The organism is Porphyrobacter sp. GA68 (assembly GCF_022605525.1).
Classification (GTDB): Bacteria; Pseudomonadota; Alphaproteobacteria; order Sphingomonadales; family Sphingomonadaceae; genus Qipengyuania_B.
On the sequence record NZ_JAKQYJ010000001.1, the window covers coordinates 380,594 to 392,750 of the forward strand.

Annotated in this window: 12 protein-coding genes; 5 read left to right on the forward strand and 7 right to left on the reverse strand. The window is 64.8% G+C overall.

Annotation, left to right across the window (positions count from 1 at the left end):
* Positions 1-20 precede the first annotated feature (20 nt).
* On the reverse strand, positions 21-731 hold the full coding sequence (locus LHJ54_RS01855) for a glycoside hydrolase family 25 protein (RefSeq protein ID WP_228242147.1): 711 nt from the start codon (positions 729-731) through the stop codon (positions 21-23).
* Positions 732-734: 3 nt separating this feature from the next.
* On the reverse strand, positions 735-1,235 hold the full coding sequence (locus LHJ54_RS01860; protein ID WP_228242148.1) for a UPF0262 family protein: 501 nt from the start codon (positions 1,233-1,235) through the stop codon (positions 735-737).
* A 130-nt stretch (positions 1,236-1,365) separates the two neighbouring features.
* Between LHJ54_RS01860 and LHJ54_RS01865 the strand changes: the two genes are divergently transcribed.
* Positions 1,366-2,889: a replicative DNA helicase gene (locus LHJ54_RS01865; RefSeq protein WP_228242152.1), complete on the forward strand. Its 1,524-nt coding sequence runs from the start codon at positions 1,366-1,368 to the stop codon at positions 2,887-2,889.
* Here LHJ54_RS01865 and LHJ54_RS01870 read toward each other — a convergent pair.
* Positions 2,886-4,073, reverse strand: a complete 1,188-nt coding sequence (locus LHJ54_RS01870) for a phosphatidylserine/phosphatidylglycerophosphate/cardiolipin synthase family protein (protein ID WP_228242154.1) — start codon at positions 4,071-4,073, stop codon at positions 2,886-2,888. The genes LHJ54_RS01865 and LHJ54_RS01870 overlap by 4 nt on opposite strands.
* Before the next feature lie 112 nt (positions 4,074-4,185).
* Here LHJ54_RS01870 and rpoZ point away from each other — a divergent pair, with 112 nt between their 5' ends.
* Positions 4,186-4,530 (forward strand): DNA-directed RNA polymerase subunit omega, encoded by a 345-nt coding sequence (gene rpoZ, locus LHJ54_RS01875; protein ID WP_228242156.1) that lies wholly within the window; start codon positions 4,186-4,188, stop codon positions 4,528-4,530.
* 84 nt (positions 4,531-4,614) lie between these two features.
* Here rpoZ and LHJ54_RS01880 read toward each other — a convergent pair whose 3' ends face one another.
* The gene (locus tag LHJ54_RS01880) at positions 4,615-4,848 is read right to left on the reverse strand and encodes a DUF3072 domain-containing protein (protein WP_228242161.1); all 234 of its coding nucleotides are present in this window, start codon (positions 4,846-4,848) and stop codon (positions 4,615-4,617) included.
* Positions 4,849-4,987: 139 nt separating this feature from the next.
* Between LHJ54_RS01880 and LHJ54_RS01885 the strand changes: the two genes are divergently transcribed.
* On the forward strand, positions 4,988-6,160 hold the full coding sequence (locus LHJ54_RS01885; RefSeq protein ID WP_228242163.1) for a DUF3667 domain-containing protein: 1,173 nt from the start codon (positions 4,988-4,990) through the stop codon (positions 6,158-6,160).
* A gap of 289 nt (positions 6,161-6,449) precedes the next feature.
* On the opposite strand, the gene ftsH is transcribed toward LHJ54_RS01885, so the two are convergent.
* From ftsH to LHJ54_RS01900, 3 genes are all read right to left on the reverse strand, one after another.
* Entirely contained in the window at positions 6,450-8,417 is a 1,968-nt protein-coding gene (gene ftsH, locus LHJ54_RS01890; RefSeq protein WP_228242165.1) for an ATP-dependent zinc metalloprotease FtsH, read from the reverse strand.
* A gap of 251 nt (positions 8,418-8,668) precedes the next feature.
* Complete coding sequence (locus LHJ54_RS01895) at positions 8,669-9,130, reverse strand: MaoC family dehydratase (protein WP_228242167.1); 462 nt, start codon at positions 9,128-9,130, stop codon at positions 8,669-8,671.
* Positions 9,130-10,227: a CaiB/BaiF CoA-transferase family protein gene (locus LHJ54_RS01900; RefSeq protein WP_228242169.1), complete on the reverse strand. Its 1,098-nt coding sequence runs from the start codon at positions 10,225-10,227 to the stop codon at positions 9,130-9,132. The genes LHJ54_RS01895 and LHJ54_RS01900 overlap by 1 nt, the downstream gene beginning before the upstream one ends.
* A 102-nt stretch (positions 10,228-10,329) precedes the next feature.
* Between LHJ54_RS01900 and LHJ54_RS01905 the strand changes: the two genes are divergently transcribed.
* Positions 10,330-11,265 carry a CoA ester lyase gene (locus LHJ54_RS01905; RefSeq protein ID WP_228242171.1) on the forward strand — a complete coding sequence of 312 codons (936 nt, stop codon included), beginning with the start codon at positions 10,330-10,332 and terminating at the stop codon, positions 11,263-11,265.
* Positions 11,243-12,145 carry a haloalkane dehalogenase gene (locus LHJ54_RS01910; RefSeq protein ID WP_228242176.1) on the forward strand — a complete coding sequence of 301 codons (903 nt, stop codon included), beginning with the start codon at positions 11,243-11,245 and terminating at the stop codon, positions 12,143-12,145. Before LHJ54_RS01905 ends, LHJ54_RS01910 begins: the two co-directional genes overlap by 23 nt.
* Positions 12,146-12,157: the final 12 nt, after the last annotated feature.

Here is a 12,157-nt window from a genome sequence, read left to right on the forward strand (position 1 = left end):
ACTACCCTTCCATTCCTGCCTCAAGGCCGCACCACCACCCACGCGAGCGGTTGGTCGCTGGCCTCTGTTTTCAGCCCGTCATTGGCGGTCCACATCAGCCAGGGCCGGCCTGCGTAGTCCGGCTCCAGCCAGTCCTGCTCCAGCCACAAGTTCCTTTCGAAGCCGGCAGCGACCGGATAGCGGCGCTCGAACGCCTTGGACGGCTTCAGCAGCACTGGCGACCCGGTGTGAATCTCGACCTGGTTGATGAGCGTGATGAGTTCCGATTCCACTGCCGCTTCGCTGACCCGGGTGGAACAATCGTCGGCAAGTTTGTCCAGCGCAATGGCCGCTGGCAGCAGTTGCGCGTCGCGCGGGACCATGACGACAAAATTTGCCGATTGCACATCCGCCGGCACGCACGGATCGAACACATGGACCACGCCGGTCGGGATACCGGCCGCACGCGCCGCTTCGAAGTTGCGCGCGAACGCCTGGTCCTTGTCGTTCCCGCCGATACTCCCGCGCAGATAAACGAACGCGGCGCCGATCGCGCGCAGGGTGGTAAAGTTCACCTCCCCCGCGGCGTCTGTTAGGTAAGCACCCTGATCGGCGTAGCTTGCTTCTGACGGGCGCCATTGCCGCCCTTCCCACCACAGCCAGCCAGCCGCCAGTCCGCCCGCCAGCAGCAATACGAGAATGCCCTGCCGCAGCCATCCCCCTCTTTTACCCCGCCTGGCTTTCCTTGCCATTCGTCAGCCCCTTATGTGCAGGACGCAGATGAGGGTGAACAGGCGTCGGGCAGTAGGGAAATCGGTTTCGACCTTCCCGTCCAGCCGATCCAGCAGCAGTTCGGCGGCGTGGTTGTGGATGCCGCGGCGGGCCATGTCGATGGTTTCGATCTCGGTCGCCGTCGCGTGGCGTATAGCCTGATAATAGCTGTCGCAGATCGCGAAATACTCGCGCACCGGCCGGCGGAACCGGGCAAGGCCCAGGATCAGGGTTTCCAGCGGCTGTGCCGCGGCATCGCCGATAGTCATCGCCAGCCGACCGTCCGCGACGGCGAGGTGCAACGCGTAGGGACCATGATGCCCTGCGGCTGCGGCGCGCAGCGGCTTGAAGCTGTTCTCCTCGATCAGGTCGAACATCGCCACTCGCCGTTCCTGCTCTATATCTGCGCTGCGCCACAGGATTGTCTCCTCGTCGAGCGTGATCTTGCAGATCCGGTAGTCGGCAGGAGGCGGTGCATCGGCCATGGGCGGCCCCTCCCTTCGCAGACCTGCCCCGGTTTGGGCAAGGGGCCAGGCGCCAATCCCCGTTTTCCACAAGAGCCGCTGGTCGCAGCCTGCTTGCCATCGGGTGGTCATGGCGCGCATGAGTGGCGCCATGACCACCGCCACCCTCCTGCGCCCGCTCGACTCCGCTGCCGCCGGCGACTCGACCGCTGCCCAAGGCGTTCAGCTGCCCAACAATCTGGCGGCTGAAATGGCGTTTCTAGGCGCGGTACTGATCGACAACCGGGTGCTGGAGGAACTGCCCGTCACCCTGCTGCCGGAACACTTCTTCGAACCGTTGCACCAGCGCATTTTTGAACGGGTTCTCCGCCTGCTCGACCGCAACGCCATCGCGACACCGGTAACGCTCAAGCCGTATTTCGAAACGGATCCGGTGCTGCAGGAACTGGGCGGGATCACCTACCTCGCCCGGCTCACGGCCGACGGGCAGGGCCTTCTCGCACCGCGCGAACTGGCGCAGCAGATCTACGATTTGGCCCTGCTGCGGGAACTGGTTAGCGTCGGGCGCAACCTGGTCGAGGGCGCGCTCGACACCTCAGACGAGGTGGCTCCGCTCGACCGTATCGAACAGGCAGAGGCCGACCTGTACCGGGTAGCCGAAGGCGCCGCGGGAACCAGCGACGCCGAAACATTCGGGCAGGCGACTCACAAGGCGCTGGGCATGATCCAGAAGGCGCTGAACAGCGGGGGTCACGTGTCCGGCAAGACCACCGGCCTCGTATCCATCAACGAACGCACGGGCGGCTTGCACGACTCCGACCTCATCATTCTGGCCGGACGGCCGGGGATGGGCAAATCCTCGCTGGCGACAAACATCGCCTTCAACTGCGCCGATCGCTTCCTGCGCGACCAACGCGATGGGATTACCAATTCTGTCGGAGCGGGCGTGGCTCTGTTCAGCCTGGAAATGAGCGCGGACCAGCTCGCCACCCGCATCCTGGCGGAACAGGCCGGCATATCGTCCGAAGCGCTGCGCATGGGCAAGATCAGCCGCGACGATTTCCAGCAACTGTCCTTTGCCAGCCAGCGGCTCGCGGAACTGCCGCTGTATATCGACGACACGCCGGCCCTGTCGGTTTCGGGTCTCAGAACGCGCGCCCGGCGCCTGAAGCGCCGCCACAACATCGGGCTGATCGTGGTCGATTACCTCCAGCTGATGCAGGGATCGAAGCGCAGCCAGGACAACCGCGTCAACGAGATCTCCGAAATCAGCCGCGGCCTCAAAACGCTGGCCAAGGAGCTGGAGGTGCCGGTGATCGCGCTCTCGCAGCTCAGCCGTGCGGTGGAACAGCGGGACGACAAGCGGCCGATGCTGTCCGATCTGCGCGAGTCCGGTTCCATCGAACAGGACGCGGACATGGTGTGGTTCATCTATCGCGAGGATTACTACGTCGCCTCGCGCGAGCCGAAGGTGCCGCAGGCCGATGACGATGCGAAATGCCATGACGCACACGCCGCATGGCAGGCGGAGATGGAGCGAGTGTTCGGCCTTGCCGAACTGATCATCGCCAAGCAGCGGCACGGCGCGACCGGCAAGGTGCGGCTGCGGTTCGAGGCAAAGATCACCCGCTTCTCCGATCTGGCCGAAGAGGATCGCCGCTCAGGCTACGATTAAGGCCCGAGGTTCAGTTTGCGAGTCACGGTGTAGTCGATCACCGATACGAGCAGCCAGCTCATGTTCCACCGCATGCGGTTCCACACTGTGGCGCGCCGCTTGTGCAGTGCTGGTGTGATCCGTTGCGATGCCGCCACATACCGGTTGTTGAACTCGCGCATGCGCGCGGCAAACCCGGCGTCATCAACCCGCAGCATCAGTTCCAGGTTGAGGTACAGGCTGCGGACATCGAAGTTCGCACTGCCGAGATAGACCGCGTCGTCCACCACGACCAGCTTGGTGTGCAGCTTGCGCGGCATAAACTCCCACACGCCGACCCCCTGCCGCAGCAGGTAATCGTACAGGGAACGCGTCGCTCCGATCGTGGCATCGTTGTCCGACTTTGCCGCCATTACCAGCCGCGCCTCGCCCCTCTTCGCGATCCGGCCGATAGCGCGCATCAGGCTGTTGGGAGGGGTGAAGTACGCCATGACCATGTCGAGCCGCTTTGCCCGATGGAGATCTTCGCTGACGCAGCGCACCCAGCGCGACAGGCTTTTGGACGGTCCGCCGATCAACCAGCGCAGCTGCCCGTCCGACCACTGCCATTCGCGCGACGCACGGCGCAGCCGCAGGAACTTGGGATGGCCGGCACTGGTCCAGTCGCTCAGCCGGGCGAACAGTTCAACCAGGCCAGCCACCGCAGGCCCTTCGATCAGCACCGCCAGATCTTCCCAGCCATCGTCGTTCGGTGCGCTGAAATAGCTGTCCTCGACGTTGAAGCCACCGAACATCGCCACCCGGTCATCCGCGATCACCATCTTCTGATGGTTCCTGATAAGGTAACGCTGGGTGAGGCGCGGGCTGAAACACAGGAAGCGGCCGCCCGCCGCGCACATGTCCGCAAAAAAGCCGGCGTCCGCGTCGGCACCGAAGCTGTCGAGGATGACCGTTACCGCCACTCCGCGCCGCGCCGCGGCCGTCAGGGCATCGCGCACCGCCGCGCCCGATCGATCGGTCGCATAGATGTAGAAGCAAACGTCGAGGCGCCGCTGCGCACTGTTGATGAGGTTCAGCAGCGCCCGCCAGCGATCCGGCCCGTCTGCCAGAACGGTCAACCGGTGCGGCCCCACTTGCGCCTCCAGCGGCGGATGCGGGCGGTAGTCCGGCTCGGACGCCGCTTTCGAAGAATGGCCTCCCCCCATGATCCGGGCAGCATAGGGCGAGCGGGCGGCTGCCGCAAACGCTTGACGAGCGGGGCTTCCATGCCTACCTGCTGCGGCTTCCTCCACCCTCATTACAGACACCGGAGTGCCCATGGCGCGCGTAACCGTCGAAGATTGTGTCGACAAGATCCCCAATCGTTTTGACCTTGTGCTGCTGGCAGCTCAGCGCGCGCGTGAAATTTCCGGTGGGGCGGAACTGACGGTGGACCGCGATCGGGACAAGAACCCCGTCGTTGCCTTGCGAGAAATCGCCGAAGAAACGGTCAAGCCCAAGCTGTTGCAGGAAAGCCTTGTTGGCAGCCTGCAGAAGATCCTGCCTGACGAAGACGATGAAGCGGATGAGATTGCCTCGCTCAGCCAGTCGGCCGAGGCGCTGCGCATCACCGCGGCGGTCCCGGCGCGGTCGCAGTCCGTGGGCGGCGATTACGACGGCTGATGTCCCCCCAATCCGTCACCTGCGGCGGATTGCTCGACCTGATACAGGGAAGGGCGGGTCGCACCCGCCCTTTTGGTTTGCCAACTATTCGCCGCGGCCCGTCTTGTGCTGCAGCTCGTCGATTTTCTTTGATGCTTCCGCTTTGGTGAGGTCGGTCGAATATGCGTCCGGCTCACCGGCCTCCTCGCTCAAGGTCTTGAGGTAGCTCGCCTGAGCGCCGGTCATTTTTTCATCCCCGGTGGTCCAGTCATCAGGATCCTTCTGCGCATTGGAAGTGGGGTGGTTCTTCGGGTCTTCGCTGGGCGGTTCGACTGCCATCTGTAGTTCTCCTGCTTTGCGGGAAAAATCATTCTGTTCAGGCAATGTTCCCGAGGTGGAGCATCATCAATGCTGATTGGCAGGACCAGCCCGGCGCGGTAATGTTGCGCCGCGGGAACGGCAGGATGGAGAGCGGGACATGGCGTCGGCGGAACTGGCAGATGCTCATCTGGCCTTCGACGGAGAATCATCGACCGCCGGGCCGGCGCCTTCGCCGGACGCTGCTGCGTATCCGGCAAAGCGCCCAACGCAGCGCGTTTGCCTCAACTGTCAGGCACAACTGGTTGGCGACTTCTGCCACGTCTGCGGTCAGCATGCTCACGTCCATCGCACCTTGGCGGCATTCGGCCACGATCTGCTCCACGGCGTGCTGCATCTTGAAGGCAAGGTCTGGCGCACCCTGCCCAAGCTGCTGTTCCGGCCAGGCGAACTGACCCGGCGTTACATTGCGGGAGAGCGGGCGCGTTTTGTCTCCCCGCTCGCCCTGTTCCTGTTCTCGGTGTTCCTGATGTTCGCACTGATGAACTTTGTCGGCGCCGCTCCGACCGCGTTGGGCGGGCCGGTGCACGAGGACGTGCGGGCGGGACTGCAGGACGAGCTGTCAGGCATCGAAACACGGGTGTCCCAGCTCCGCCGCGAACGCGACCAGGCCGCGGCGCAAGGCCTCAGCACCGCAAGGCTCGATGAGGAGATCAGGGATGCGGAAACCGGCATCGCCGTCATTCGCAGGCTGATGGGCGAAGAAGCGGGCGCCGCCGAAGGCGAGGTGCTCGTGCAGCCAGGCGGGATCACGGCAGAAAAGCCCCCATCCGCACCGGGCGCAGACGTCACCCGCCGAGTTACCCTTGAAGGCACCTACGCCACCGTCTTGGGATTTCAGGCGGGCAGCGCGCTCGATGTTGCCTATCGGGCAGCCAGGGACAATCCCAAGCTCCTGCTCTACAAGCTGCAGACCAACGCGTACAAGTTCAGCTGGATGCTGATCCTGATCTCGGTGCCGTTTGTGGCGCTGCTGTTCCTATGGCGATGGCGACCCCTTTACGACCACACGGTGTTCGTGACCTACTCCATCACCGCTGTGTCGATCCTGATCATCATGGCATGGTTGCTGATGCTGGCAGGCGTGTCGTCTGGCGTGCTGATCGCGGCGGGCGCGCTGTTCGTCCCTTGGCACATGTACCGGCAACTACGCGGCGGGTATCAGCTGCGCCGGTTCTCCGCCTTGTGGCGTACCGCCCTGCTGATTGTCTTCGCCTCGTGCGCGCTGGCGCTGTTCGCCCTTGGGTTGCTGATGCTCGGAGTGATGGGCTGAAGCGAAGAACGCGGCGGCGCTGCCCGGGAAAGCCTGTCCCGCCTTCCTGAGGGTCAGCAAAATACCATGTTTGAATTCCGCGTCCGTGCGAGTGGATATGAAGCAGCAAGGCGGGGAGGCGTCGGACGGTCGGTCAGCGCCAGCCGCGATGGAACGCATTTGCCTCCATCAGACCCGTTCGGCTCGCGCAGCCAGCGACAAGCCACCCACAACAGGGGCGGTCCGGATAGACTGGCCGGACAGACGTTCTGTCTGCCCAGGCGAGTGGGCAAAGCTTGCCGGGCCTGCCTTACGCGCCTGCGGGTGCTCCTTCGCCGGAGCCGCCGTATCGGCGTCCCGCCTTGGGAACGGCCGACCCCTGCACGGGGCGTATGGTGGTCCCGCTGCGCGATGCTTCGTCCGGCCGGTTGAGCTTGCCGTCCTTCATCAGCTGGTTGATCTCGTCGCCCGTCAGCGTCTCGTACTCGAGCAGCGCCTGCGCCAGCAGATGCAGCTTGTCCTCCTGCTCGCTCAGCACCGCGCGAGCACGGTTAAGGCCGCCTTCGACAAGGTCCTTGATTTCGGCGTCGATCAGCTTGTTGGTTTCCGGACCGCCCATCGTGCGCTGCGTACCCTGCATCCCGAGGTAGCCTTCCTGGCTCGCTTCGTACTGCAGGGGTCCGAGCTTGTCCGACATGCCCCACTTGGTCACCATGTTGCGGGCAAGATCGGTCGCGTACTGAATGTCGCCAGACGCCCCGCTCGACACCTTGTCGTGGCCAAAGATGATCTCCTCCGCCACGCGGCCGCCCATCGCCACCGCCAGATTGGCATGCATCTTGTCGCGGTGATAGGAATAGCTGTCCCGTTCCGGCAGTCGCATGACCATGCCCAGCGCGCGACCGCGCGGAATTATGGTCGCCTTGTGAATGGGATCGGACGCCGGTTCGTTGATGGACACGAGAGCATGGCCGGCCTCGTGATAAGCCGTCATCTTCTTCTCGTCCTCGGTCATCACCATGGACCGGCGTTCCGCCCCCATCATGACCTTGTCCTTGGCGTCCTCGAACTCCTGCATGGCGACCAGCCGCTTCTTGCGGCGCGCCGCCAGCAGCGCCGCCTCGTTCACGAGGTTGGCCAGATCCGCGCCGGAAAACCCCGGTGTGCCGCGCGCAATGGTGCGCGGGTTGACATCGGGAGCGAGCGGCACCTTCTTCATGTGCACGGCCAGGATTTTCTCGCGGCCTTCGATGTCGGGCACGGGCACCACCACCTGCCGATCGAAACGCCCCGGACGCAACAGGGCGGGATCAAGCACATCGGGCCGGTTTGTGGCCGCTATGATGATAATGCCCTCGTTCGCCTCGAACCCGTCCATCTCCACCAGCAGCTGGTTCAGCGTCTGTTCGCGTTCGTCGTTGGAGTTGCCCAGGCCATGCCCGCGGCTGCGGCCCACGGCATCGATTTCGTCGATGAACAGAATGCACGGCGCGTTCTTCTTGGCCTGTTCGAACATGTCGCGCACCCGGCTCGCGCCGACGCCGACGAACATCTCAACGAAGTCGGAGCCGGATATGGTGAAGAACGGCACGCCTGCTTCACCCGCAATTGCGCGCGCCAGCAACGTCTTGCCGGTGCCTGGGGAGCCGACGAGAAGAGCGCCCTTCGGGATTTGTCCACCCAGCTTGGCAAAGCGTTGCGGGTCGCGCAGGAACTCGACGATCTCCTGCAGTTCCTCGCGCGCTTCGTCGATGCCGGCGACGTCATCGAACGTCACCTTGCCCTGTTTTTCAGTCAGCAGCTTGGCCTTGGACTTGCCAAAGCCCATTGCACCGCCGGCGCCTCCGCCTTTCTGCATCTGGCGCAGGGCAAAAAACGCGATACCCAGAATGAGCAGGAACGGCAGCGACTGGATCAGGATCAGCAGCAGAACATTGGTTTCTTCGGGTGCCTTGCCCGAATAGCGGACGCCCTGCTCGTCCAGCATGCGCGTCAGTTCCGTGTCGTTGGCCACAGGGGTGGTCGAGAATGTCTCGTTGTTCTTGAAGGTTCCGGTAATCCGCTGTTCGCCGATTTCGACCGCCTGCACATCGCCGGCCACCACCCGCTGCCGGAAATCGGAATAGCCGATTTGCGTGCCTGCCGTCTGCCCGCCCGACCCGAACATGGAGACGACCAGGAGAAGGGCAAGGAAGATGCCGCCCCAGATCATCAGGCTCTTGACCATCGGGTTGGGTCCGCCCGATCCCGGTTCGTTCGGTTCGCGCTGCTGGCTCATTGGGTCGGTTCCTTGTGAATACCGCGCCAATGTAGGCTTTACCCGGTGAATGACAAGTTGACGGGAGCACCCCTCGCGCAGCCCAGTTCCAAGGCGGAACAGGTCGCGCAGGGAAAGTAAATTCGGTGGTCAGCCGCGCCCTGACACTCTGCGAGCCGCCAAGACAAAGCTGCACCATCTGCACGGTTCGCGCCCAACGAGACTTGGCAGGCGCGGTCTTGGGCGCGATGGGTTCGGCCGTGTCGCGGCCGCTAGCCCTGTCCGGTCGGCCGCCGCTTCAACAATGCCGTGCGTTCGCACCGGCAGACGATCTGATCCCGCTGGTTCACCGCTTCATGCACGAAGGTGACGATACCGGCTTCGGGCCGGGAACGGCTTTCCTTCAGCTCCTTTACGACGCTGGTGACGCGCAGGGTGTCGCCGATGAACACGGGCGCGGGCATGACGAGCTTGTCGTAGCCGAGGTTGGCGACCAGCGTGCCGAGCGTCGTGTCCCCGACGCTGATCCCCACCATCAGGGCAAAGGTAAACGTGCCGTTCACCAGGATCTGCCCGAACTCACTGGCCTTCGCCGCTTCTAGGTCGAGGTGCAGCGGCTGCGGATTGTGGGTCATGGTGGTGAACAGAAGGTTATCCGTTTCTGTCACCGTACGCCGGATGGCGTGCTCGATCCGGTCGCCCACCTGCCATTCGTCGAACCAGCGGCCGGCCATCACCTTGTCTCCCTGTCAGCTACCCATCGGGCGATCACTTCGGCTCCGTCCGGCGCGGTATCGCGGATAGCGCCCGGTGTGCGGGAAAAGCGCGGCGCCGGCGCGCAATGCTGCACGCCCGCCTGGTCCACGTGACTTTGCCGCGCACGCATGTGCGGGTGGCTGGCCACTTCGTCCAGTTCGAGAACCGGAGCCACGCAGGCATCCGTTCCCTCCAGCAATGCGCACCATTCATCGCGCGAGCGGGAGGCGAACAGCCGGGCGAGCTGCTCGGCATGGCCGGGCCAGTTCGCCGGGTTCAACTGCCCCTCCCCCAGTTCCGCGGCCAGGCCGGTGCGTTCCAGCAGTTCGGCATAGAATTGCGGCTCGATCGGGCCCACGCTGATGTGCTTGCCGTCGGCGCAGGCATAGCTGCGGTAGAAATGCGCCGCACCGCTCAGCATCCCCTCACCCTGCCGCGCCGACAGAAGCGGATTGCCGCGCACGCCGGCGAAGAAGCTCATCAGGCTGGTCACACCGTCGATGATCGCCGCATCGATCACCTGCCCCCGACCGGATCGTTCCCGCTCGAACAGCGCCGCAACTATTCCCAGCGCGCAGTAGAGCGAACCGCCGCCAAAGTCGCCGACCAGATTTTGCGGCGGCCCCGGCGGCGCTCCCGCTTCGCCAAACGAGGCAAGGGCACCGGCCAGCCCGATGTAGTTGATGTCGTGACCCGCCGCCTGGGCGAGTGGACCATCCTGCCCCCAGCCTGTCATGCGGGCATAGATCAGGCGCGGGTTGGCGGCGCACAGCTCGTCGGGGCCGAGCCCGTTGCGTTCCATGACACCGGGCCGGAAGCCTTCCAGCAGCACATCGGCCGCAAGCGCTGCCTTCCGCGCGGTGGCGCGACCTTCCTCGCTGCGGATGTCGAGCGCGACGCGGTGCCGTGCCCGCTCCACCACCGGGTTCAGAACTGCCGTTCCTTCCCGTTCGATGCGCACCACCTGCGCGCCCATGTCGGCCAGCAGCATGGCGCAATGCGGGCCCGGACCGATGCCGGCGAATTCCAGCACCCGAACACCGCTGAGGGGTCCCCTGTTATCCTGGTCTGACATCACCCCTCCGTTTGCCTGTCCCTTGAGCACTCCTCTTCACTCTCGCAGCACCTTTGACAAGCGGGCATTGCCCCGGAGCCAGCGCACGCTAAGAATGTCGGCATGCACGTCTCCGCTTCTCCGGCCTATCCCATGCGTTCTCTCCTGTTCATCCCCGGTGACAGCGAGAAAAAGCTGGCCAAGGTGGACGGATGCGGGGCGGATGTCGTCATCATCGACCTTGAGGACGCGGTTGCGCCGGCCCGCAAGGTTGCCGCGCGGCGACTTGCCGCGGACTTCCTGAGAGATCGGCGGGACCGGCGCGGAGGGCCAAGGCTGTGGGTCCGGGTGAATGCCCTGGACACAGGCATGACGCAGGATGATCTCGCCGCGGTCATGCCGTTGCAGCCCGATGGCATAATGCAGCCCAAGGCCGAAGGCGCGCATGACGTGGAACGCCTGACCCGTCTGCTGGAAGAGGCGGAGGAGCCGGGTACGTCTCCCACTCCGATCCTGCCGCTGGTGACGGAAACCGCGCGCGCGCCGTTCAGGATCGGTGAGCTGGCCGAGGTGCCGCTGCCCAGGCTGGCGGGGCTGACCTGGGGAGCGGAGGACCTTGCCGCTGCGCTGGGCGCGACCGGCAACCGGGATGCGGATGGCGAATGGCTGTTCACCTTCAAGCTCGTGCGGTCCCTCACCCTCATGGCCGCACACGCGGCGGCGGTTCCGGCCATCGAAACCCTGCACGCCGACTTTCGCGACGAGGAGGGTCTGCGCCGTTCCAGCCGGCAGGCGCGGGCGGAAGGCTTCAGCGGCCGACTGGCCATTCATCCCGCGCAGGTGCCCGTCATCAACGAGGCGTTCACCCCCGGCGAGGACGAACTGGAACAAGCGCGTCGCATCCTGTCCGCCTTCGCGGAGCAGCCGGAAGCAGGCACGATCGGGTTTGAAGGGCGGATGCTGGACCAGCCGCACCGCAAGGCTGCGGAACGGACGGTCAGGCTGGCCCAGGCGCTGCAACAGGACAGGAGCGACGATGGACGTTCTGCGCACCCCTGACAGCCGGTTCGACAACCTGCCCGACTATCCCTTCGCACCGAACTACATCGAACTGCCGGGTGTCCCGGCTCTGCGGATGCATTATCTCGACGAAGGCCGCGCCGCGCAGCGCCGGCCGACCTTTTTGTGCCTGCATGGCCAGCCGAGCTGGTCCTATCTCTACCGCAAGATGATCCCGATCCTCGCCACAGCGGGGCGGGTGGTTGCACCCGACCTGATCGGGTTCGGAAAGTCGGACAAGCCGGCGGACGACGCCTTTTACACCTTTTCCATGCACCGGGAAAAGCTGCTGGCGTTGATCGACGCGCTCGATCTGGTGGATGTGACGCTGGTGTGCCAGGATTGGGGCGGCCTGCTTGGCCTGACCCTGCCGATGGAACGGCCGGAGCGGTTCACCCGTCTCATCGTGATGAACACGTCGCTTGCGACGGGCGACCAGCCGCTTGGTCCCGGGTTCGAAGCATGGCGGGCCTACAACAGGTCGCAGCCCGATCTGGACGTGGCGGCGCTGATGAAACGAGCCACCCCCATCCTCAGCGACGCCGAAGCCGCAGCCTATGCCGCACCCTTCCCCGACGCCAGTTACAAGGCGGGCATGCGTCGTTTCCCCGAACTCGTTCCGGCCGATCCTGACGCCGACGGAGCAGCGATCAGCCGCCGCGCGCGCAACTGGTGGCAGCACGAGTGGTCCGGCGACAGCTTCATGGCCATCGGCTGTCAGGACCCGGTGCTCACTCCGAAGGCAATGGAGGGGCTGCGCAAGAACATCCGCGGCTGCCCGGAACCGATGCGGGTGGAGGACGCCGGTCATTTCGTGCAGGAATGGGGCGAGCCGGTGGCAAAGGCGGCGCTGCGCCAATTCGGGCTGGCGGGAAGCTAAGGCCACTCACAG

Bases quoted from the DNA above. Each gene is read 5' to 3' on its own strand.
- LHJ54_RS01855 (WP_228242147.1), bottom strand. From the start codon at position 731: ATGGCAAGGAAAGCCAGGCGGGGTAAAAGAGGGGGATGGCTGCGGCAG.
- LHJ54_RS01860 (WP_228242148.1), bottom strand. From the start codon at position 1,235: ATGGCCGATGCACCGCCTCCTGCCGACTACCGGATCTGCAAGATCACG.
- LHJ54_RS01865 (WP_228242152.1), top strand. From the start codon at position 1,366: ATGACCACCGCCACCCTCCTGCGCCCGCTCGACTCCGCTGCCGCCGGC.
- LHJ54_RS01870 (WP_228242154.1), bottom strand. From the start codon at position 4,073: ATGGGGGGAGGCCATTCTTCGAAAGCGGCGTCCGAGCCGGACTACCGC.
- rpoZ (WP_228242156.1), top strand. From the start codon at position 4,186: ATGGCGCGCGTAACCGTCGAAGATTGTGTCGACAAGATCCCCAATCGT.
- LHJ54_RS01880 (WP_228242161.1), bottom strand. From the start codon at position 4,848: ATGGCAGTCGAACCGCCCAGCGAAGACCCGAAGAACCACCCCACTTCC.
- LHJ54_RS01885 (WP_228242163.1), top strand. From the start codon at position 4,988: ATGGCGTCGGCGGAACTGGCAGATGCTCATCTGGCCTTCGACGGAGAA.
- ftsH (WP_228242165.1), bottom strand. From the start codon at position 8,417: ATGAGCCAGCAGCGCGAACCGAACGAACCGGGATCGGGCGGACCCAAC.
- LHJ54_RS01895 (WP_228242167.1), bottom strand. From the start codon at position 9,130: ATGGCCGGCCGCTGGTTCGACGAATGGCAGGTGGGCGACCGGATCGAG.
- LHJ54_RS01900 (WP_228242169.1), bottom strand. From the start codon at position 10,227: ATGTCAGACCAGGATAACAGGGGACCCCTCAGCGGTGTTCGGGTGCTG.
- LHJ54_RS01905 (WP_228242171.1), top strand. From the start codon at position 10,330: ATGCACGTCTCCGCTTCTCCGGCCTATCCCATGCGTTCTCTCCTGTTC.
- LHJ54_RS01910 (WP_228242176.1), top strand. From the start codon at position 11,243: ATGGACGTTCTGCGCACCCCTGACAGCCGGTTCGACAACCTGCCCGAC.